At 39.3% G+C, this 21,519-nt stretch carries 24 protein-coding genes and 2 tRNA genes; 12 read left to right on the plus strand and 14 right to left on the minus strand.

Annotated elements, in window-relative coordinates; genetic code table 11:
• Window position 1 precedes the first annotated feature (1 nt).
• On the plus strand, window positions 2–424 hold the full coding sequence (locus tag DPV85_RS02125; RefSeq protein ID WP_111326777.1) for a hypothetical protein: 423 nt from the start codon (window positions 2–4) through the stop codon (window positions 422–424).
• 25 nt (window positions 425–449) lie between these two features.
• Here DPV85_RS02125 and DPV85_RS02130 read toward each other — a convergent pair whose 3' ends face one another.
• The 4 genes from DPV85_RS02130 to grpE all read right to left on the minus strand — a co-directional run bounded on the left by DPV85_RS02130 (window position 450) and on the right by grpE (window position 4,566).
• Window positions 450–824, minus strand: coding sequence for a hypothetical protein (locus DPV85_RS02130; protein WP_049363859.1), 375 nt, complete (start codon window positions 822–824; stop codon window positions 450–452).
• Window positions 825–948: 124 nt separating this feature from the next.
• Entirely contained in the window at window positions 949–1,530 is a 582-nt protein-coding gene (locus tag DPV85_RS02135) for a uracil-DNA glycosylase family protein (protein ID WP_111326779.1), read from the minus strand.
• Window positions 1,531–1,604: 74 nt separating this feature from the next.
• Entirely contained in the window at window positions 1,605–3,731 is a 2,127-nt protein-coding gene (gene nrdD / locus DPV85_RS02140; protein ID WP_111326781.1) for an anaerobic ribonucleoside-triphosphate reductase, read from the minus strand.
• Window positions 3,732–3,996: 265 nt separating this feature from the next.
• Window positions 3,997–4,566 carry a nucleotide exchange factor GrpE gene (grpE, locus tag DPV85_RS02145; RefSeq protein ID WP_165816454.1) on the minus strand — a complete coding sequence of 190 codons (570 nt, stop codon included), beginning with the start codon at window positions 4,564–4,566 and terminating at the stop codon, window positions 3,997–3,999.
• A 130-nt stretch (window positions 4,567–4,696) separates the two neighbouring features.
• On the opposite strand from grpE, the gene DPV85_RS02150 reads away from it, so the two are divergent.
• From DPV85_RS02150 to DPV85_RS02185, 8 genes are all read left to right on the plus strand, one after another.
• A complete protein-coding gene (locus DPV85_RS02150; protein WP_054418107.1) occupies window positions 4,697–5,587 on the plus strand; it encodes an NAD(+) kinase in 891 nt (296 codons plus the stop codon).
• A gap of 76 nt (window positions 5,588–5,663) precedes the next feature.
• The gene (gene recN, locus DPV85_RS02155) at window positions 5,664–7,340 is read left to right on the plus strand and encodes a DNA repair protein RecN (protein ID WP_111326785.1); all 1,677 of its coding nucleotides are present in this window, start codon (window positions 5,664–5,666) and stop codon (window positions 7,338–7,340) included.
• Window positions 7,341–7,523: 183 nt separating this feature from the next.
• Window positions 7,524–8,678, plus strand: a complete 1,155-nt coding sequence (gene metK, locus DPV85_RS02160; RefSeq protein WP_005696483.1) for a methionine adenosyltransferase — start codon at window positions 7,524–7,526, stop codon at window positions 8,676–8,678.
• A gap of 56 nt (window positions 8,679–8,734) precedes the next feature.
• Window positions 8,735–9,250 carry a SprT family zinc-dependent metalloprotease gene (locus DPV85_RS02165; RefSeq protein ID WP_111326787.1) on the plus strand — a complete coding sequence of 172 codons (516 nt, stop codon included), beginning with the start codon at window positions 8,735–8,737 and terminating at the stop codon, window positions 9,248–9,250.
• Window positions 9,251–9,300: 50 nt separating this feature from the next.
• Window positions 9,301–9,819 carry an opacity family porin gene (locus DPV85_RS02170; RefSeq protein WP_005696480.1) on the plus strand — a complete coding sequence of 173 codons (519 nt, stop codon included), beginning with the start codon at window positions 9,301–9,303 and terminating at the stop codon, window positions 9,817–9,819.
• Between the two features lie 154 nt (window positions 9,820–9,973).
• Window positions 9,974–10,318, plus strand: coding sequence for an ArsC family reductase (locus DPV85_RS02175; RefSeq protein ID WP_049370122.1), 345 nt, complete (start codon window positions 9,974–9,976; stop codon window positions 10,316–10,318).
• Between the two features lie 26 nt (window positions 10,319–10,344).
• Window positions 10,345–11,478 carry a succinyl-diaminopimelate desuccinylase gene (gene dapE, locus DPV85_RS02180; RefSeq protein ID WP_111326789.1) on the plus strand — a complete coding sequence of 378 codons (1,134 nt, stop codon included), beginning with the start codon at window positions 10,345–10,347 and terminating at the stop codon, window positions 11,476–11,478.
• Between the two features lies 1 nt (window position 11,479).
• A complete protein-coding gene (locus tag DPV85_RS02185; protein ID WP_111326791.1) occupies window positions 11,480–12,160 on the plus strand; it encodes a M15 family metallopeptidase in 681 nt (226 codons plus the stop codon).
• A 40-nt stretch (window positions 12,161–12,200) separates the two neighbouring features.
• Here the strand turns inward: DPV85_RS02185 and rapZ are convergent, their stop codons facing one another.
• From rapZ to yjgA, 6 genes are all read right to left on the minus strand, one after another.
• Window positions 12,201–13,058, minus strand: coding sequence for an RNase adapter RapZ (gene rapZ / locus DPV85_RS02190; protein ID WP_111326793.1), 858 nt, complete (start codon window positions 13,056–13,058; stop codon window positions 12,201–12,203).
• Between the two features lie 45 nt (window positions 13,059–13,103).
• Window positions 13,104–13,607, minus strand: a complete 504-nt coding sequence (gene ptsN, locus DPV85_RS02195; protein WP_111326794.1) for a PTS IIA-like nitrogen regulatory protein PtsN — start codon at window positions 13,605–13,607, stop codon at window positions 13,104–13,106.
• Window positions 13,608–13,610: 3 nt separating this feature from the next.
• Window positions 13,611–14,336 carry an LPS export ABC transporter ATP-binding protein gene (lptB, locus tag DPV85_RS02200; RefSeq protein WP_049364392.1) on the minus strand — a complete coding sequence of 242 codons (726 nt, stop codon included), beginning with the start codon at window positions 14,334–14,336 and terminating at the stop codon, window positions 13,611–13,613.
• 3 nt (window positions 14,337–14,339) lie between these two features.
• Window positions 14,340–14,858 carry a lipopolysaccharide transport periplasmic protein LptA gene (lptA, locus tag DPV85_RS02205; protein WP_049367753.1) on the minus strand — a complete coding sequence of 173 codons (519 nt, stop codon included), beginning with the start codon at window positions 14,856–14,858 and terminating at the stop codon, window positions 14,340–14,342.
• Entirely contained in the window at window positions 14,839–15,447 is a 609-nt protein-coding gene (gene lptC, locus DPV85_RS02210) for an LPS export ABC transporter periplasmic protein LptC (protein ID WP_014065071.1), read from the minus strand. Before lptC ends, lptA begins: the two co-directional genes overlap by 20 nt.
• Before the next feature lie 81 nt (window positions 15,448–15,528).
• Window positions 15,529–16,065, minus strand: a complete 537-nt coding sequence (yjgA, locus tag DPV85_RS02215) for a ribosome biogenesis factor YjgA (protein ID WP_111326796.1) — start codon at window positions 16,063–16,065, stop codon at window positions 15,529–15,531.
• 88 nt (window positions 16,066–16,153) lie between these two features.
• On the opposite strand from yjgA, the gene pmbA reads away from it, so the two are divergent.
• Both pmbA and hpt read left to right on the plus strand, forming a co-directional pair.
• Window positions 16,154–17,509 carry a metalloprotease PmbA gene (gene pmbA / locus DPV85_RS02220; protein WP_111326798.1) on the plus strand — a complete coding sequence of 452 codons (1,356 nt, stop codon included), beginning with the start codon at window positions 16,154–16,156 and terminating at the stop codon, window positions 17,507–17,509.
• A 202-nt stretch (window positions 17,510–17,711) separates the two neighbouring features.
• A complete protein-coding gene (gene hpt, locus DPV85_RS02225) occupies window positions 17,712–18,251 on the plus strand; it encodes a hypoxanthine phosphoribosyltransferase (RefSeq protein ID WP_049381715.1) in 540 nt (179 codons plus the stop codon).
• A 67-nt stretch (window positions 18,252–18,318) separates the two neighbouring features.
• Here hpt and der read toward each other — a convergent pair whose 3' ends face one another.
• From der to dnaQ, 4 genes are all read right to left on the minus strand, one after another.
• Entirely contained in the window at window positions 18,319–19,839 is a 1,521-nt protein-coding gene (gene der, locus DPV85_RS02230) for a ribosome biogenesis GTPase Der (protein ID WP_049384377.1), read from the minus strand.
• A gap of 111 nt (window positions 19,840–19,950) precedes the next feature.
• A tRNA-Asp gene (locus DPV85_RS02235) sits at window positions 19,951–20,027 on the minus strand.
• 27 nt (window positions 20,028–20,054) lie between these two features.
• Window positions 20,055–20,131: transfer RNA gene (locus DPV85_RS02240), tRNA-Asp, on the minus strand.
• 87 nt (window positions 20,132–20,218) lie between these two features.
• Window positions 20,219–20,980 (minus strand): DNA polymerase III subunit epsilon, encoded by a 762-nt coding sequence (dnaQ, locus tag DPV85_RS02245; RefSeq protein ID WP_054418076.1) that lies wholly within the window; start codon window positions 20,978–20,980, stop codon window positions 20,219–20,221.
• Window positions 20,981–21,039: 59 nt separating this feature from the next.
• Here dnaQ and rnhA point away from each other — a divergent pair, with 59 nt between their 5' ends.
• Window positions 21,040–21,501 (plus strand): ribonuclease HI, encoded by a 462-nt coding sequence (rnhA, locus tag DPV85_RS02250; protein ID WP_005699219.1) that lies wholly within the window; start codon window positions 21,040–21,042, stop codon window positions 21,499–21,501.
• The last annotated feature ends 18 nt before the right edge of the window (window positions 21,502–21,519 follow it).

Here is a 21,519-nt window from a genome sequence, read left to right on the forward strand (position 1 = left end):
TATGGCATACAACCTTGATAAGAAACTCAAAGAGTTTGAATTTGAGCGTAAACAGGTATTACATCATCTTGCGCTGCTTGATGCAAACATTGCCACATTAAAACGTGCTATTGAGCTTACTCAACAGGAAACTGATGTAGCTCTTTATAATACGGACAACTTTGTGTACCGTTCCAAATATAAGCTCTTTAAAGGGAAAATTCGTAAATACATCGTACAAATGATGCGAGAAGCACCCACTAAAGCCTTTACAATTGCCGAACTCACGCAGCGCATTTTTGAGATTGAACAAAATCCTGATACACCGTCCGAAAAACACCTTGATTCCGTTCGTAAACAACTGAATGAGTTTTATAAAAGAGAATGGATTGATAGAATTCAAATCAGCCGAAATGAGGTTCACTGGCAATGGAAACAAAAATAGCGGTATTTCTACCGCTATTTTATCCCTATTTTAATGGCTTTAACCGCCAAAACTTCAACCCATTTTCAACGATTCCTCTTTTACGCAATTTAACCAGTATTCGATTGACTGTCTTATAGTGCTTATCGCCCATATCAACAAATTGTGGTTTTCCTAACAATGCCAAGGTTTTTTCAGCAATCTCCCCACAAAACATCCAATCGGGATTTTCACGCAAAACTTGAGCAACTAATCGCATCGTAATCAAGGGCTGCGGTTTTGGTTCTTTAGGCATATAAGGTTGAGCTAATGCGTTAATCTCTTGTGACAAACACTGCATTTGCACCGTCAGCTCATCTTGCTTTTCTTTTAGCTTTAATAGGCGTTCCACTAACTCGTGTTTCAGCAACTTTTGTGCCATAATAAAAATCCCTATTGAGTTAAAATTTCAATAGGGATTTTAAGGTTTTTAATCGGTTAAATCTTTGTGCAACTGCTACATAATACCGAGTTTTTTGACCGCACTTTATTAGAGAGATATTTGTTTAACGATATAAAATCGCTTTCACTTGCTTTTGTAATGTTGGAACTATCTCTTGTTCAAACCATGGATTTTTCTTGAGCCAAATTTGGTTGCGTGGAGAAGGATGAACGAGCGGGAGAAAATGAGGGAGAAAATCACGGAAATGGTGAACTGTTTCAGTCACATTAAGCTCATTTTCTGGTAAATAATATTTTTGTGCATATTGTCCAATGAGAATCGTCAACTCAATATTGGGTAAATTAGTGAGAATTGCTGGATGCCATTTTTCCGCGAAACCTTTGCGTGGCGGTAAATCACCGGATTTGCCTTTGCCTGGGTAATAAAAATCCATCGGAATGACAGCAAACATACCCGAATGGTAAAAGGTATCGCGATCCACACCTAGCCATTCACGTAGGCGATCACCGCTTTTATCATTCCAATATAAACGAGTTTCTTGGGCTTTAATTCCTGGGGCTTGTCCGACGATATTAATACGAGCTGTCGTTGGTGCAGCAAAAAGCGGTTCAATGCCTTTTTCGGTGAACGATCGATTGTCGGGATCTTGCATGATGGATTGAGTGATTTGTGTAAGTGTTGGCATAGTACTTCCTTATTTATTGGAATAAAAATAGCTCAATTTTGATGAGCTATTTTATCATAATCAATATCTCAGCATTATAGGTGTTTTACTCGACGTTTTACTTCTTCCTGTTTGCCCGCATTGAATGGACGAGCATCAGGACTGCCGAGATAACCACAAACCCGTCGGGTCACGGAGACTTTTGCACTATCATGATTACCGCATTTCGGACAGACAAAGCCTTTACTTGTGCAATTAAATTCTCCTGTAAAACCACATTCATAACATTCATCAATTGGCGTGTTGGTGCCGTAATAAGGCACGCGATCGTAGCTATAATCCCATACGTCTTCGAGTGCTTTCAGGTTATGTTGAATGTTAGGGTATTCGCCATAACAGATAAAGCCGCCACTCGCTAATTCAGGATAAGGCATTTCAAAGTCTAATTTATCGTATGGATTCACTTTTTTCTCTACATCTAAGTGATAGCTATTAGTGTAGTAGCCTTTATCGGTAACGCCGTCAATGACACCAAATTGTTTGGTATCTAAACGACAGAAGCGATCACACAAGTTTTCACTAGGTGTGGAATAAAGGCTAAATGCATAACCTGTTTCTTTCTGCCATTGTTTTACCGCTTCATTTAAACGACGCACAATCGCGGTACCTTTTTCACGTAGTTGCTCATCGTCAAAAATATGTCCCTTTTTATACAGTGCATTGATGGTTTCATGAATACCGATATATCCTAAAGAAATGGATGCTCGTCCATTTTTGAAAATATCCGCAACATTATCATCGGCTTTTAGTCTAACGCCGCAAGCGCCTTCCATATAGAGAATTGGCGCGACACGGGCTTTGGTATTTTCTAAGCGAGCAATACGGGTAAGCAAGGCTTTCTTCGCGAGGGCTAAGCGTTCATCTAAAGTGCAGTAGAATTTTTCTTCATTTCCTTGTGCTTCAAGAGCAATGCGAGGCAGATTCAGACTTACCACGCCTAAATTATTGCGACCATCATGCACTTCATGACCGTTTTCTTCATAAGCACCTAAGAAGCTACGACAACCCATTGGCGCTTTGAATGAGCCTGTAACTTTAACCACTTGATCATAGTTTAAAATATCTGGATACATGCGTTTTGAAGCGCATTCTAATGCCAGTTTTTTAATGTCATAGTTCGGATCTTGTTCGTTTTGGTTCACGCCTTTTTTAATGGTAAAGACCAGTTTAGGGAAGACCGGTGTTTTATGATTTTTACCCAAACCACGAATACGGTTTTTCAAGATTGATTGCTGAATTAAACGTTCTTGCCAACTTGTGCCTAAGCCAAAACCAAAGGTAACAAACGGCGTTTGGCCATTTGATGTATGGAGCGTATTGACTTCATATTCGAGGGATTGAAACGCATCAAAACATTCTTTTTCAATGAGTGCTTTTGCATAACCTTCAGCATCAGGAATTTGCCATTGTGCGGCATTTTTTAAATGTTTTTCGAAACTGAGTTGAACATAAGGCGCAAGCACTTCATCAATGCGATTAATGGTTGTACCGCCATAAATATGGCTGGCGACTTGAGCAATAATTTGTGCAGTAACCGCTGTTGCTGTGCCGATAGATTTAGGCGGCTCAATTTCGGCATTACCCATTTTAAAACCACGAGAGAGCATGCCTTTTAGATCAACGAGCATGCAGTTAAACATCGGGAAAAATGGCGCGTAATCTAAATCGTGATAGTGGATTTCTCCTTTTTCATGGGCTTCAACGACATCTCTTGGCAGAATATGACGTTTGGCATAATGTTTTGCCACAATACCCGCCAGTAAATCACGTTGGGTAGGGATAACTTTCGCATCTTTATTTGCGTTTTCATTAAGCAATTCCACGTTGCTTTGCTCAATCAGTCCTTCAATTTCTTTGGTTAATTGGCTGCGTTTTTCACGTGCCAGGTCGCGATCGTGACGATATTCAATATAAGCACGTGCAATTTGTGGATACTTGCTTGTCATTAAGTGATCTTCAACAATTTTTTGAATTTGGTTGATATCAATTTCATGCTGATAATGACTAAAAATTTCAGTATTAATCTGCTGGCTCAGATCATGGATATAAATTTCATCAACAATATTGACCGCACTTGCTGCTTTTTTGATTGCATTAGTAATACGTTGTAGGTCAAACCCAATTCGTGAACCATCACGCTTAATCACGAAGAAAGCGTTCATTTTATGACTCCTGTAAGGTAGCTATGAAAAAAATCGAAAGCACTATATATAGTTTTATTTAATAGATCAACACACAATATGTAGTGTTATTTATCAATTTTTGATGGTTGAAATTGAGTCTAAACCTTGTTAAATCTGGAAAGAAAGAGTGTTTTTGTTGAGAATTATTCTCAAATTATTTTTTAATAAATTTGATCTAAATCAAGTTTTTTAGCAATAAAAAACGGACGAAAAATCGTCCGCTCTTTAAGTCATAGAAAAGAAATTAAGCTGCAACCATTACCATAGCTGGGCGAATCACACGACCATTTAAGGTATAGCCTTTTTGTAAAACGGTGGTGATTTGGTTGCTTTCAAACCCTTCAGCTGGTTGCATAGAGATGGCTTGGTGGAGATCCGGGTTAAAGGTTTCACCCACTGCGCCAACAGGTTCAACACCAAAGCGAGCCACCGTTGAGAGTAACTCTTTTAAGGTTAGCTCCACACCATCGAATAACGCTTTGATGCTTTCATCTTCCTTATTAGCAGGGGTTGAAAGCGCACGCTCTAAGTTATCAATGGTATTTAAAATGTCTTTTGAAAATTTTTCTAATGCAAATTTATGCGCTTTTTCAACATCTTGTTCACTACGGCGACGCATATTGTCAATTTCTGCACGAGTACGAAGCAATAAATCTTGTTCTTTTTTAGAGGTTTCTTCTACTTGTGCTTTTAATTGTTCTTCAAGCTCTTGTACACGAGCGATCACTTCTTCTAACGGATCTTCCGTTGAAGTGGTTTCCTGCTGAACTTCTTCAACAAGTTCTTCATTTAAGTTTTGTGCTTGTTCTGACATCTTTTTCTCCATTTATCAAAAATTAGTGCTATTTTAGCAAAACTGAATTGTTATGTAATATAATGGCTAAAATTTTAAATTCAAGTGCGGTCAGAAATCGGTGAGTTTGCACTTGGGAGCAATTATAGTTATGGATGAATTAGTTAAATCATTTAAAACCATCGCTTTAATGGGAAAACCACGTCGCGATATTAATTTGCAAATGCATAAAAACTTGTATCAATGGCTGAAAGAGCGAGGGTATCAAGTTTTAGTCGAAAAAGAGGTCGGTGAAAAATTTGGTTTACCCGAAGAGGTTTTAGCGACAGTTGAACAAATCGGTGAGCAAGCACAACTTGTGATAGTGATTGGTGGTGATGGCAATATGCTAGGGCGTGCTCGCATTTTAGCTAAATATCATATTCCAATGATTGGCATTAACCGAGGTAACTTGGGCTTTTTGACCGATATCGATCCGAAAAATGCTTATGCACAGCTTGAAGCTTGTTTAGAACGCGGCGAGTTTTTTGTCGAAGAGCGTTTTTTATTGGAAGCTAAAATTGAACGCAATGGTGAAATTATTTCTAGTGGTAATGCAGTAAATGAGGCGGTGATTCACCCCGCTAAAATTGCGCACATGATTGATTTCCATGTCTATATCAATGATAAATTTGCCTTCTCTCAACGTTCAGACGGATTGATTGTTTCCACTCCAACCGGTTCAACGGCTTATTCGCTTTCCGCAGGCGGCCCGATTTTAACGCCAAATTTAAATGCGATTGCCCTTGTGCCGATGTTCCCACACACACTTTCTTCTCGACCATTAGTAATTGATGGAGACAGTAAAATTTCAATTCGCTTTGCAGAACATAACACTTCACAGTTGGAATTAGGCTGTGATAGTCAAATTGCACTCGATTTTTGCCCAGATGATGTGGTGCATATTGAAAAAAGTCCGCATAAACTGCGCCTATTACACCTGAAAAATTACAATTATTACAATGTATTAAGCACGAAATTAGGTTGGCTTAAAAATTTCTAATCCAAAAAGTTAAAAATCTCTTTACTGTATATTATATCAGTTATAATATATAGATATACAGTTAAGGAGATTTTTTATGCTAACCCAACTTACCATCAATAATTTTGCAATTGTTCGTCAATTAGAGATTGAATTGGCGAAAGGAATGTCTGTGATCACGGGGGAAACCGGTGCAGGAAAATCCATTGCTATTGATGCGTTGGGATTATGCTTGGGACAGCGTATTGAAACCTCTATGGTTCGAGAAGGGCAGGAAAGAGCTGAAATTTGCGCGACATTTTTTATTGAACCAACTAATCCCGCTTATCAATGGTTGCAAGAGCAAGAATTGCAAGATCCTGATAATCCCTCCGATTGTATTCTACGTCGTGTCATTAATGCAGATGGGCGTTCTAAAGCCTTTATTAATAGCACGCCAGTATCGGCTTCCCAATTAAAAGAAATAGGACAACATCTTATTCATATTAATGGGCAGCACGCTTCACAATTATTATTGAAAAATGATTATCAGCTTCAGTTGGTGGATACATTTGCACATCACAATGATTTACTCGCACAAATGCGAGAAGATTATCGAGCATGGAAAAATCTTCAAACGCAAGTTAAAAATTTCCAACAAAAAGTTGCCGAAAATGAAGCGAAGAAACAACTTTTACAATATCAGGTAGAGGAATTGGATGAGTTTGCACTTCGTCCAAATGAATATTTAGAATTAGAAGAGGATCAACGTCGTCTATCAAATAGCGAACAGCTGACACAGTTATCACAATCAGCCTTACAGCTACTCAGCGAAAATGAGACGGTGAGCATTGACTCTATGCTTTATCGTGCGACACAGTATATTGATGAATTAAGTGAGTTAGATCCTCGCTATGCTTCCGTTCAAACCATGTTGAATGATGCACTAATTCAAGTGCAAGAGGCGACAAGTGAAGTCCAACACCTTGCATCTCATATTGAGCAAGATCCGATGTTATTACAAGAGATTGAACAACGTCTAGGTCAAGCTTTACAACTCGCTCGCAAGCACAATGTGAAACCTGAAGAGTTGGTGGAATGGCATCAAAAATTAAAAGCAGAATTGACCGCACTTTTAGATTTTTCAGAAAGTGAAGAACGTCTGATTCTAGAAGAAAAAGCTACCTTTGAGAAAATGCAACATACGTCAAAACAATTACATGAAAGCCGTTGCCAAGCTGCAGGGAAATTAGCACAACAGGTTACACATTCTATCAAAGGACTTGGAATGGAAAATGCAGAGTTTTTTATTGAAGTGAATTCAGATTTAACTAAAGTAGCGGCAAATGGTGCAGATAATATTGTCTTTACTTTACGCAGTAATTTAGGACAACAGGCACAACCGCTAGCAAAAGTGGCATCAGGTGGTGAATTGTCTCGTATTTCATTAGCGATTCAAGTCTTAACATCCGATCAATCGGCGATTCCAACATTGATCTTTGATGAAGTGGATGTTGGTATTAGTGGAAAAACCGCGAGCGTGGTCGGTAAATTATTGCGCCAATTAGGTGATAAATGCCAAGTGCTTTGTGTGACCCATTTACCACAAGTAGCATGCCACGGACATCATCAATTTAATGTTGAGAAATTTACCGTTGATGATAAAACAGAAACTAAAATGACCGCACTTTCTCAAGAAGAGCGCGTTCCTGCTCTTGCAAGATTGCTCGGTGGCAGTGAAATTACGGATCTTGCCTTGGCGAATGCACGAGAGATGTTGGATTTAGTTAAATAAAATCAGGTAAATAAATGGGTGTTTGTCACCAATTTAATGTATTAATGAGTGAATTCTGTCGTAAAGCTTAGATTCTTCTTGTCACATTTCAAAAATACTTGATAGAAATGCTTGCTTATTAGTCAAAAAAGCGTATTATAGACGTCTATACGTCAATACATCCAAAAGAAAAGAAGAAAACTTATGTCTAGTTATTTATTTACTTCTGAATCAGTTTCAGAAGGACATCCAGATAAAATTGCCGATCAAATTTCTGATGCGGTACTTGATGAAATTTTAAAACAAGATCCTAAAGCTCGTGTGGCTTGCGAAACCTATGTTAAAACAGGGATGGCGTTAGTGGGTGGTGAAATTACTACATCAGCATGGGTTGATATTGAAAACCTTACTCGTCAAGTGATTTGTGATATTGGTTATAAACACTCTGAAATGGGGTTTGATGGCAATTCTTGTGCTGTATTAAATGCGATTGGCAAACAGTCATCGGATATTAATCAAGGTGTAGATCGTGAGAATCCATTAGATCAAGGTGCGGGTGACCAAGGGATTATGTTTGGTTATGCAACAAATGAAACCGAAGTCTTGATGCCAGCAGCGATTACTTATGCGCACCGTTTAATGGAAAAACAAGCAGAAGTGCGCAAAAGTGGCAAATTAGCATGGTTACGCCCTGATGCGAAAAGCCAAGTGACCTTAAAATACGAAGATAACAAAATCGTGGGTGTAGATGCAGTCGTCCTTTCTACACAACATAGTGAAGAAGTGTCACAAAAAGAAATTTATGAAGGTGTGATGGAAGAAATCATCAAGCCAATTCTGCCAAGTGAATGGTTATCTCAACAAACAAAATATTTCATCAATCCAACCGGTCGTTTTGTGATTGGTGGCCCAATGGGGGACTGTGGCTTAACGGGTCGTAAAATCATTGTCGATACATACGGCGGCGCAGCTCGTCATGGTGGAGGTGCATTTTCTGGTAAAGATCCATCAAAAGTAGACCGTTCAGCGGCTTATGCTGCGCGTTATGTGGCAAAAAATATCGTTGCGGCTGGCCTTGCAGATCGTTGTGAAATTCAACTTTCTTACGCAATTGGTGTGGCAGAGCCAACTTCTATCATGGTAGAAACCTTTGGTACAGGAAAAGTATCAAACGAAGTATTGGTTAAGTTAGTGCGTGAATTCTTTGATTTACGCCCTTATGGTTTAATTAAAATGTTAAATTTAATTCAACCAATCTATCGCCAAACTGCGGCGTATGGACACTTTGGTCGTGAACAGTTCCCATGGGAAAAAGTAGATCGCGCTGAAGAATTACGTGCGGCAGCAGGTCTAAAATAAGTAAATTAAATGTATATGATAAAAACCGCTAATTTAGCGGTTTTTGTTTACTTAGTATGATGATGTCATCTCAAACTCAGTTTCGGCATTTAAAAATGCAGGTGCAACGCAAGCTTGCAGAAACATTACAACTGGCTGAACGTCACTTTCAACAGAAATTTCCTATTCCGACAATCAGTTATGACTTGCGAGGTGTAAAGGCAGGCGTTGCATACTTGCAGAAAAATGAGATTAAATTTAACCGCACTTTGCTACTCGAGAACTCAGATGAATTTATTCGTCAGGTAGTTCCCCATGAATTAGCCCATCTTATTGTGTATCAAGTATTTGGTCGGGTGAAACCGCATGGACAGGAATGGCAAGCGGTGATGACACAGTTATTTAATCTTCCGGCTGATACTTGCCATCAATTCGATGTGGAAAGTGTACAAGGTAAAATGTTTGCTTATCAATGTGAATGTCAGACCCATTACTTAACAATTCGTCGGCATAATAGTATTCAACGCGATAAAATTGCCTATTTATGCCGAAAATGTCAGGGAAAATTGGTTTTTCATAGTGAAAATTCATAAGCAGTGTGGTATATTTCTAGTGTTTTCAATCAAATAACAGGGGTTATCCAATGAAAAAATCATTATTAGCTATCGTTGTCGGTGCATTAGCGGTTGCTTCAACTGCAAATGCAGGTTTATATGCAGAAGGTGATCTTGGTCTTTCAAGAACTAAATTAACCAATGGTGGTTCAAGCAAAACTAAAATTGAACCTCGTGTTGCAGTAGGTTACAAATTAGGTAATGTGCGTGTAGCGGGTGATTATACTCATCACGGTAACTTCCAAGGCACTAAAGTTCAAGGTTTAGGTGCGACAGTATTCTATGACTTCGATACCAACTCTCAAATTGAACCTTATGTAGGTGCTCGTCTTGCGGCTAACCGTTTCAAATTTGAAGATCGCGCAGAACAACGTTATAAAAGCTCTTCTGAAACCAAAGTGGGTTATGGTGTAGTTGCGGGTGCTAAATATAAATTAGCAGACAAAGTGTATGCAAACGGTGGTTTAGAGTATAACCGTTTAGGTAGCTTTGACGATACTAAAGTGAATAACTATGGCGCTAAAGTGGGCGTAGGTTACGAATTCTAATTTCCCTTTTGAAAAGTGCGGTTGATTTTTACCGCACTTTTTCTTTTGGATGCATAAGTTATATAGGGTTAATCTATTTGTGATTAATTCATGTAGCAGTTAAAATCCTCGTTCTAAATGAAATCGAGGATTTTTTATTTTTAGAGGTGAGAATATGATTATCGTTTATGGCATTAAAAACTGTGATACGGTGAAAAAAGCGTTGAAGTGGTTAACTGAACATAATATTGAACATAAATTGCATGATTACCGTGTTGATGGATTAGATACTCAATTCTTACAACAAGCAGAAGCACAATTTGGTTGGGAAAATTTAGTCAATAAACGCAGCACAACGTGGCGTAATCTTGATGAAAATGTGAAAAAGTCACTCTCAAAATCCACCGCACTTTCCGTTTTAGCCGAAAATCCAACGTTAATTAAACGCCCGATTATTTTGCAAGATGGTAAAGCTTTAATTGGCTTCAATGAAAAAGAATATAGTGCAGTATTTGCTTAAAAGAACAGGATTTCTTAGGAGTTTTTATGAAAGAAAAAGTGGTTTCTTTGGCACAAGACCTCATTCGTCGCCCCTCTATTAGCCCAAATGATGAAGGCTGTCAGCAACTAGTTGCGGAGCGTTTAGAAAAACTCGGCTTTCAAATTGAATGGATGCCTTTCAACGATACGTTAAATTTATGGGCGAAGCATGGTAGTGGTGGGCCCGTTATCGCTTTTGCAGGGCATACCGATGTGGTGCCAACGGGCGATGAAACACAATGGACTTATCCGCCGTTTTCTGCCGAAATTGTGGATGATATGCTTTATGGTCGTGGTGCGGCAGATATGAAAGGCTCATTGGCGACAATGATTGTGGCGGCAGAAGAATATGTGAAAGCTAATCCAAATCATAAAGGAACGATTGCTTTGTTGATTACTTCTGACGAAGAGGCTGCCGCGAAAGATGGCACGGTACGTGTTGTCGAAACCTTAATGGCGCGCGGTGAGAAAATCACTTATTGCATGGTAGGCGAGCCATCTAGTTCAAAAACATTAGGCGATGTAGTCAAAAATGGCCGTCGTGGTTCGATTACGGGCAACCTCTATATTCAAGGTATTCAAGGTCATGTAGCTTACCCTCATTTAGCAGAAAACCCAATTCACAAAGCAGCGCCGTTCTTACAGGAATTAACCACATATCAATGGGATAACGGCAACGAATTTTTCCCGCCAACCAGTTTGCAAATTGCGAATATTCATGCAGGCACAGGGAGTAATAATGTCATTCCTGGTGAGCTTTATGTGCAATTCAATTTACGTTATTGTACAGAAGTGACTGATGAAAGCATTAAGCAGAAAGTGGCGGAAATGCTTGAAAAACATGGTTTGAAATACCGTATTGATTGGAATTTATCGGGTAAACCATTTTTAACGAAACCGGGTAAATTATTAGATGCGTTAACGATAGCTATTGAGCAAACAACCGGTATTACACCACAAGCAGAAACTGGCGGTGGTACCTCTGACGGGCGTTTTATTGCATTGATGGGCGCTGAAGTTGTGGAATTTGGACCGCTTAATGCAACGATTCATAAAGTGAATGAATGTGTAAACGTTGATGATCTTGCCAAGTGCGGTCAGATTTATCATCAAATGTTAGTGAATTTATTGGATAAGTAAGATGAAATTAACGCCAGAAATGTTAACCGGCAAATCTCGTGAACATTTGATCAATTTGCCTACACCTCATTCTCCAAATCATTTTTTGCAAGCTGAGGCAATGAAAGCATTTCAAGGATTGCAGCAAAGTGCAGTCAGAAATGGCTTTAATTTGCAACCCGCGAGCAGCTTTCGTGATTTTGAACGTCAACAACTCATTTGGAACGGTAAATTTAACGGTGAACGCAAGGTTCATGATGATGCGGGAAATCCATTAGATTTAGCGTTATTAGATGATTGGCAAAAAGCACAAGCCATTTTACGTTGGTCAGCGCTTCCTGGGGGAAGTCGTCATCATTGGGGAACAGAAATCGATATTTTTGATCCTGATCTTTTGCCGCAAGGTCAATCTTTACAACTTGAACCTTGGGAATATGAAAGAGGTGGTTATTTCTTTGAGTTAAGTGAATTTCTCACTGAAAATCTACCGCACTTTGAGTTTGCTTTGCCATTTATAAGTCAACCTAAAGGTAAGAAAGTTGGTCGAGAGCCTTGGCATATTAGCTATTTACCTTTAGCAGAACAGGCATCACGATTATTTACGCCAGACGTGCTATTGCAAGTTTGGCAGCATGAAACCGTAGCAGGAAAAGAAACGTTAATTGCGCATTTACCCGAGATTTTTGAGCAATATGTGGTTTAACAAAAAACGCAGCAAGCCGCTGCGTTTTTTTATGGTTTGATTAATTCTTTTTATTCTTTTCCAAGGATTTATGTTGAATTTTTACATTCTTGCCTTTGGCTTGGAAATATTCACCAATTTGTTGAGCGATGTAAACAGAACGATGTTTACCTCCTGTACAGCCGATAGCAATGGTGAGATAGCTTCGGTTATTTTGCTCTAACATCGGTAACCATGTTTCGATGTAATTACGCGTTTGGTAGATAAAATTATTCACTTCATCATGCGCAAGTAAAAATTGTGCAACAGGTTCATCAAGCCCCGTCATTGGACGAAGTTCTGGGTTCCAGTGTGGATTAGGTAGAAAACGTACATCAAAGACATAATCGGCATCAAGCGGAATGCCGTATTTAAAGCCAAACGACTCAACCACGATTTTAAGTTCTTTATCCGTATTACCACGTAAAACTTCTCTTAAACGTTCAGATAACGAATGAGTAGAAAGTGGTGCGGTATCAATAATAAAATTAGCATGCTGAATTAAAGGCTCAAGCTGTTGATATTCTAAATCAATCGCTGATTCAAGTGGGAGATCTTGAGCCGAAAGTGGATGAAGACGACGTGAATCGCTGTAACGGCGAATAAGTGTACTGCGATCGCTGTCCAGAAAGATGATTTTGACGGAATAAGAGGCTTGAATATCAGTCAAAATTTTGTCTAAATCAGCACTGGAATGAGGAAGATTTCGAATATCAAGGCTGATCGCAACAGCCGATTGAGTGTTAGCGAGAATCTGCGTGAGTTGAGGAAGTAAATTGAGAGGAAGGTTATCCACGCAATAATAGCCCATATCTTCTAAGGCTCGTAATGCGACAGATTTCCCGGCTCCAGAGCGACCGCTGATAATGATAATTTCCATCTGCGTGATTCCTTATGGTTGTAGGTTAGGTTATACCTCTTGAGGTTAAATATTATCTAAATTTGTGTCATCCTCAGATTCCTCTGAATGATCGGCACATTCAAAAATTTGCCAAATTTCATCCGCACTTTGTGCTGAACGAAGTTGTTTAATTAAGTTTTTATCAGTTAATTTTTCATTGATTTCTGCCAGAACAGGAATATATTCTTGGCAGTGATTTTCGGGTACGAGCACAGCAAAAACGATATCCACCGGTTTATTATCGGCGGCATCATATTCGACAGGCGTTTCTAATTGCATAAATACCGTCTGGATCTTATCTGACACAGTAGCAGGTAACTTAGCTTTAGGCATGGCGACACCATTGCCTAATCCTGAATTACCTAATTTTTCTCGTTCAAATAAACATTCAAAACAAGCTTGTTTACCATTTTCAGAGTGAAGTTTTTCCACAACGAAAGTGGCAATAGATTCAAATAATCGTTTCTTGCTAGAAAAAGCAACCCCCTGACGAATATCATCAGGGGAGAGCAATGTCGTAAATTTCATAGGTTATAGTTTAAATTGTTCGCCTAAATAGACACGTTTAACGTGCTCATCATTCATGACTTCTTCTGGTGTGCCGGTTGCGATAATTTTCCCTTCACCAACAATGTAGGCACGTTCACAAACATCAAGGGTTTCGCGTACGTTGTGGTCTGTAATTAACACACCTAAGCCACGATTACGGAGATCCGTGATGATTTTCTTAATATCCGTGACTGAAATTGGATCTACACCCGCAAAAGGTTCATCTAATAAAATAAACTTTGGATTTGCCGCTAATGCGCGTGCAATTTCTACACGACGACGTTCACCACCAGAAAGCGATTGTCCAAGACTATCACGAATATGGCTAATATTGAACTCATCAATTAACTCATCCGCTCTCTCTCTGCGTTGTTCTGCAGTGAGATCTTTACGAATTTCTAATACCGCCATAAGATTTTCATAGACAGTTAAACGGCGGAAAATAGAGGCTTCTTGCGGTAAATAGCCAATTCCTCTGCGCGCACGTTCATGCATAGGCAATACGCTAATATCATCACCGTCAATGGTGATTTTTCCCTGATCGTGACGCACTAAACCGACGACCATGTAGAAAGTAGTGGTTTTACCCGCACCATTTGGACCAAGCAGGCCCACAATTTCATTGGAGTTTACGGTTAAACTCACATCAGAAACCACTTTTCGGCTTTTATAGCTTTTTGCGAGGAATTCAGCTTGTAATACAGACATCGGTTATTTTTTACCTTTTTGTTGTAATTGGGTTGGAATTAAAACGGTTTGCACGCGTGATTTTCCATTACCATTGGCTTTTAACTGTTGTTTTTTCACATCATAAGTGATGCGTTCACCGTTAATTTTGCTATCCAATTGTTTTAATTCAGCATTACCGGTTAATGTTAAGAATTCAGTGCCTAAATCGTAGTGAACTTTATTCGCTTTACCGTCAACAGGTTTACCATCATCAAGTTGCTGGTGGAAGGTAACAGGGCTACCAAATGCTTCGACGGTTTCTTTTTTACCTGAATTTTCTGGCGGACGAGTAATAACCACTTTATTGGCTTTAATCAAAATAGAACCTTGTGTAATAACAACGTTATCCGTAAAGGTCACCACGCTGTTTTCCATATCTAAAGATTGATTATCTGAGACGATATTGATCGGTTTATTGGTATCGTCTTTTAACGCAAAAGCAGATAAAGAAGTCATCATTAACGCTGTTAAAAGCAGAATTTTATTGTTTGTTGATTTCATAATATGTTTTTACCTGTTCCTTTAGAGTTGCAACTTGCTGACGTAAATTTCCGACCAACTTCAATCCACTTGAGTTAAAGTTTAATCCGTTAATTTTTACTTGTGTATCGGAAGTAATGTCTTGTGTTTTTAAATTAATCACTGCCGCTTCGGTCTCAACACGTTGCAGGCGAGATAAAGGATCAAGGCTCTCGGCAACTACGCCGCCTTCAAGATAGAGCATTTGATCTTTAGTTAATTTTGCCTTTTTCGCGCTAAGCTTCCAATTTTGTTTTTCTAATTGAATTTTATCGGTTTTCGTATCTTTGTCTTTATTATCTAAAGAGACATCAAAAAGATAGACTAACGGCGAAATAAAATCCGTATGACCGTCTTGTGTGTAATATTCCACTTTGTCGGAAATCGCGAGATATTGCTTTTTACCTTCAGGCGAGAATACGGTAGTTTCCATTTTATTACCGACGTATTCTGGGCTATCAGGCTTTTTGATTAGGCTTTGTAAATCGCCATGATCTTGATTAAGCGAATAATACCAGCCTAATAAAGCCAAGGCGATGACACCTAAAATAATATTCCAACGAATATTCATAAATAACGTTTTTTCCTTCTTGAAAGGGTAGCTAATCATAGCACTTTTTTGACACAAAGTGCGGTCAAAAATAGCCGTATTTTAGTCTTCTAAAATGAGTGTTTTTAAGATCTGATAAATCTCGCGATAAGCTTTTGATGGCTTATTTTGTTCCTTCTCTTTCTGTGCTGCACGAATCAAATTACGTAATTGTTGGCGATCTGCAGAAGGATGTTCATTTAACAAATCAGTTAATGCCGCATCACCTTTCGCGACTAATTTATCACGTAAGATTTCCAATTTATGCAGCATCGCTTGTTGCTGATTATGTTTGTTTTCAATTTTTTCTAAAGCTTCACGAATAGGCTCTGCATCAATTGAGCGTAAGAGCTTACCAATATATTGCAATTGGCGACGACGCGCCTCTTTTTGTAGGCGTTGCGCTAATTCAATGGCATCTTTCAAGCTATCGTCTAGTGGAACCTTAGTCAGATTTGCTTTGGTTAAGTTCACCAATTTCTCGCCGAGCTGTTTTAAATCCTCAGCGTCGCGTTTGATTTCACTTTTACTTACCCAAATAATCTCTTCTTGGTCTTCATCTTCCCAATCAAAGGCTTCTTTTTTCTTACGTTTTGCCATTCTATTACCTTATGAAAAATTTGGTGCATTTTAGCATAAACTTTCAAAATAAGATAAAATGGCGCAAATTTTTAATAGGATTATCATCATGAAAACAGCAGAAAATTTAACCGCACTTTTAAAATCTCAAGAGCAAACATTGCGTGATGCAGTCAGTTTTGCGATTGAAACTGCGCAGAAAGCGGGAGCCACCGCTGAAGTTGGCGTGACAAAAGTGAGTGGTTTATCGGTTTCAACCCGTCTGCAAGAGATTGAAAATGTTGAATTTACTAACGATGGGGCATTAGGCATTTCTGTTTATTTAGGCCAACAAAAAGGCAATGCTTCTACCTCAGACTTAAGTGAAGAAGCGATTAAAAATACGGTTGAAGCAGCACTTGCTATTGCAAAATATACCTCACCAGATGATTGCACAGGGCTAGCCGATAAAGAACTAATGGCTTTTGAAGCGCCCGATTTAGCGCTTTATCATGGGGCAAGTGTTGATGTTGAACAGGCTACGAAATTAGCTTTAGAAGCTGAAAAATCAGCGTTGGAATACGATGCTAAAATTGTGAATAGTAATGGCGCAAGCTTTAATTCGCATACTGGTGTGCGTGTTTATGGTAATACACATGGCATGCTACAAAGTTACTTATCTAGCCGCTATTCTTTATCCTGTTCGGTGATTGGTGGCGAGCTAGATCAACTTGAAAATGACTACGAATATACAGTTTCACGTGAGTTTGATGCGCTTTCTCCAGCAGATTGGGTAGGGCAGAATTGTGCGAAAAAAGTGATTGCGCGTTTAAATCCACAAAAATTAACGACACGTGAAGTGCCGGTGATTTTCTTAAATGATGTGGCAACAGGATTAATCTCTCATTTAACGGGCGCGATTAGTGGCGGCAGCTTATATCGTAAATCCAGTTTCTTGCTCGATCATCTTGGAAAACAAGTGTTGCCAGATTGGTTCCAAATTAGTGAGCGTCCGCATTTGTTAAAACGTTTAGCCTCCACGCCTTTTGATAGCGAAGGGGTGCGTACACAGGATCTTGAAATTATTCAAGATGGCGTATTGCAAACCTATTTGCTCACCAGTTACAGCGGTAGAAAAATGGGCATGCAAAGTACCGGTCATGCAGGCGGTATTCACAACTGGCTCGTGAAACCAAATTTAATGGGTGGATTGACCGCACTTTTACGTCAAATGGGCACCGGTTTATTGGTGACAGATGTCATGGGGCAAGGCGTAAATATTGTGACGGGGGATTATTCCCGTGGCGCAGCAGGCTTCTGGGTGGAGAATGGCGAGATCCAATATCCAGTTGCTGAAATTACTATTGCTGGTCAATTGCAGGATATGTTAAAAAATATTGTAGCAGTAGCAGATGATATTGAACATCGATCCAATATTCAAACAGGTTCAATCTTGTTAGATAAGATGAAAATTTCAGGAAATTAATATTTTTTTAAAAATGATAATAATTCTTATTGACATGTGATTTCTTTCTGCTACTATACGCACATCTGTTTAGCAGCGATTGCAGATTGCTCCAACAGGTAGAGTAGAAAGTAAATTCGTTAGGGTTAAAAAGGCTGAAGGTTTAAACTTCAGCCTTTTTTATTATAGAATACGCAAACGATTAAATTAAAAAGGAAAGACCATGAAAAAACACCACGTCGATATTTTAATTTCAGAAGCAGATGTTCGTAGCCGCATTACTGAACTTGGCGCAGAAATTACGCATTTTTATCAACAACAAGCCATTGATAAACTGATTGTTGTTGGGCTTTTACGTGGTTCATTTATGTTCATGGCCGATCTCGTGCGTGAATTAAAATTACCGGTAGAAGTGGAGTTTATGACCACATCAAGTTATGGCGCAGGGATGACAAGTAATCACGATGTGAAAATTTCGAAAGATCTTGAAGGGGATATTCGTAATGAACACGTGCTGATTGTTGAGGACATTATTGATACAGGTTACACCCTTGAAAAAGTGCGCGGCATTTTAAATTTACGCGATCCTGCAAGCTTGGCGATTTGTACCTTATTAGATAAACCTTCTCGCCGAGAAGTGGAAGTACCGGTTGAATGGATTGGTTTTTCTATTCCGGATGAATTTGTTGTCGGCTATGGCATTGATTACGCACAACGTTATCGCAACTTAGGCTATATTGGCAAAGTGGTTATAGACGAATAATTTATTTTTCAATAAAAAGAGCGGTCAAAATTCACAGTGATTTTTGACCGCTCTTTGTTTGTTAAGATTAGCGTTTCGCTTTTTTGATAAACTTCATTAAACGTTTACGTTTACGTAATTGGTTTGGTGTGAGTTTATTTTTTCTACCTGCGAATGGGTTTGAACCTTCTTGGAATAGCAAGCGAATTGGCGAACCAATAATTTTCAAACTCTTACGATAATAATTAGATAAATAACGTTTGTATGAATCCGGTAATTTATCCATTTGGTTACCATGCACCACGATAATTGGTGGGTTATAACCACCTGGGTGAGCATATTTTAATTTAATACGACGACCGCCAATCATTGGTGGTTGATGCTCATCCGTTGCCATTTGTAAAATACGGGTGAGAAGGGAAGTTGTCATTTTTTGCGTCGCACAAGCATAAGCTTCTTTAATCGAATCAAAAAGATTACCCACGCCACTGCCATGTAAAGCAGAAATAAAATGCACACGGGCAAAGTCGATGAAATCAAGACGGCGATCTAATTCGGATTTGACGCGATCTTTCACATCTTGATCTAAGCCATCCCATTTATTCACGACGATCACAAGCGAGCGACCCGCATTTAAGATAAAGCCAAGTAGAGAGAGATCTTGATCTGAAATGTTTTCACGCGCATCAATTGTGAGTAATACCACGTTTGCATCTTGAATCGCTTGTAATGTTTTGATGACAGAGAATTTCTCAACGGCTAAATGCACTTTACCACGTTTACGCACACCTGCTGTATCAATTAAGGTGTATTGCTGACCATCGCGTTCCATTGGAATATAGATACTGTCACGTGTTGTGCCTGGCATATCGTAAACCACCACGCGATCTTCACCTAAAATACGATTGGTTAATGTGGATTTACCAACGTTTGGACGGCCTACAATCGCAATTTTGATATTTTTATCTTGTTCTTCTTCAAGCTCTTCGTCTAATGCTTCATCAATCAATGAAGTATCTTCTTCTGAATCGAAGTCAAATTCGTGATCCCATTCATCTTTTTCTTCTTCATCAGAAGTGCGGTCATTTTCTGCTTCGTTTTCTTGTAATTTTTCCGCTAAAGGTGCAAGTACTTGCTCCATTAATTGAGTCACGCCACGGCCTTGTGATGCGGCGATTTGTTCAATTTCACCTAAGCCTAATTGATAAAATTCCGCACAGTGTGAGTCTGCATCAATACCGTCAGTTTTATTTGCTACAACCACGGTTGTTTTATTAGTGCGTTGGCGTAAGTAATTGGCTATGCCAATGTCTGCAGCCGTTAAACCTGCACGCGCATCCACTAAGAAAAGCACTACATCGGCTTCTTCAATCGCTAATAAGGATTGTTCCGCCATTTTTTCTTCAACGCCTTCTTCAGTGCCATCAATACCGCCGGTATCGATCACAATGAAATCATAGCCAGAAATATTGGCATGACCGTATTTACGATCTCGGGTTAAACCAGGGAAGTCAGCGACAAGCGCATCACGAGTACGGGTTAAACGGTTGAATAGGGTGGATTTACCTACATTTGGGCGACCCACTAAGGCAACGACAGGAGTTGTCATAAAAATATCTCTGTAAAATGTAAATTTGGTTAATTATAGCGAATGTTGGCTGGCAGGTAAAATTCGGGCATAAAAAAAGCACCTTTTGGTGCTTCATTATCTCGGCTTAATTGGCGGAATGGACGGGACTCGAACCCGCGACCCCCTGCGTGACAGGCAGGTATTCTAACCAGCTGAACTACCACTCCGTGAGTATATTAAGACAAGTTTTAAATTGGCGGAATGGACGGGACTCGAACCCGCGACCCCCTGCGTGACAGGCAGGTATTCTAACCAGCTGAACTACCACTCCGCTAAGTGCTGGGTATAATAATGATGAACGTTAAAACCGTCAATCTTTTTTTTCTTTTTTATGTTTATCTGATTAATAGATAACCGATTAATGTGAGGTTTCATCCCCCGCACGAATAGACCAAAAACATTTGCCATCGCTTTTTTTATTGACCAATTTAATGAAATCTAAATGGGCTTGGAGTTCATCATCAGTGGGTTGTAACACTTTTAAATTCTGCGAAAAATTGACCGCACTTTGAAGATCTTGCATATTAGCACCAGCTTGGATAATTGAACTATCCGCATGATCTTCATCAAATAGACTGGTTTGACCGCCCGTCATGGATAAATAAACATCGGCCAAAATCTCCGCATCCAGTAACGCACCGTGGAGTGTTCGTTTGCTGTTATCAATACCTAAACGATCACACAACGCATCTAAGCTATTACGTTTGCCGGGATACATTTGGCGCGCCATTTGTAACGTATCGGTGACGAGGCAAATGTCGGTTGTTTTGATATCTAACCCGAGTTTACGGAATTCATAGTCCATAAAGCCCACATCGAAGGGGGCATTATGAATCAACAGTTCGGCTCCACGAATGTATTCAATAAAGTCTTGTGCAATTGTTTTGAAATCCGGTTTATCCGCCAGCATTTCATCCGTAATACCGTGAACTTTAATGGCATCGGGATCAACCAAACGATCCGGCTTAATATAAATGTGAAAATTATTGCCCGTGTATTTACGGTTGATCATTTCCACCGCGCCAATTTCAATAATGCAATGTCCTTCGTAATGCGCACCAATTTGGTTCATACCGGTGGTTTCAGTATCCAGTACAATCTGGCGATCCGGATTTATCATTGTTCTACCTATCTGTTTCCTTTAAAATACTGCCTATTTTACACAAGCTCGAATTAGTTATGCAAAAACAGATTGAAATTTTTACGGATGGATCTTGCCTCGGCAATCCGGGAGCCGGTGGCATAGGGATTGTCCTGCGCTATAAACAGCATGAAAAACATATTTCAAAAGGGTATTTCAAAACCACTAATAATCGCATGGAATTACGAGCAGTGATTGAGGCTTTAAATAGCTTAAAAGAGCCTTGCCATGTGACGCTTTATAGCGATAGCCAATATATGAAAAATGGCATCACACAATGGATTTACAATTGGAAGAAAAACAATTGGAAAGCGAGTACGGGCAAAGCGGTAAAAAACCAAGATTTATGGATTGCGTTAGATCAGGCGATTCAAACCCATAACATTGATTGGCAGTGGGTGAAAGGCCATTCAGGCCATCGTGAAAATGAAATTTGTGATGAATTAGCCAAACAAGGTGCAGAAAATCCGACCTTCGAAGATATTGGTTACGAAGGGTAATCTGCACCTTGTTTTAAA

Source organism: Haemophilus parainfluenzae (assembly GCF_003252725.1).
In the GTDB taxonomy this organism is placed as follows: domain Bacteria; phylum Pseudomonadota; class Gammaproteobacteria; order Enterobacterales; family Pasteurellaceae; genus Haemophilus_D; species Haemophilus_D parainfluenzae_L.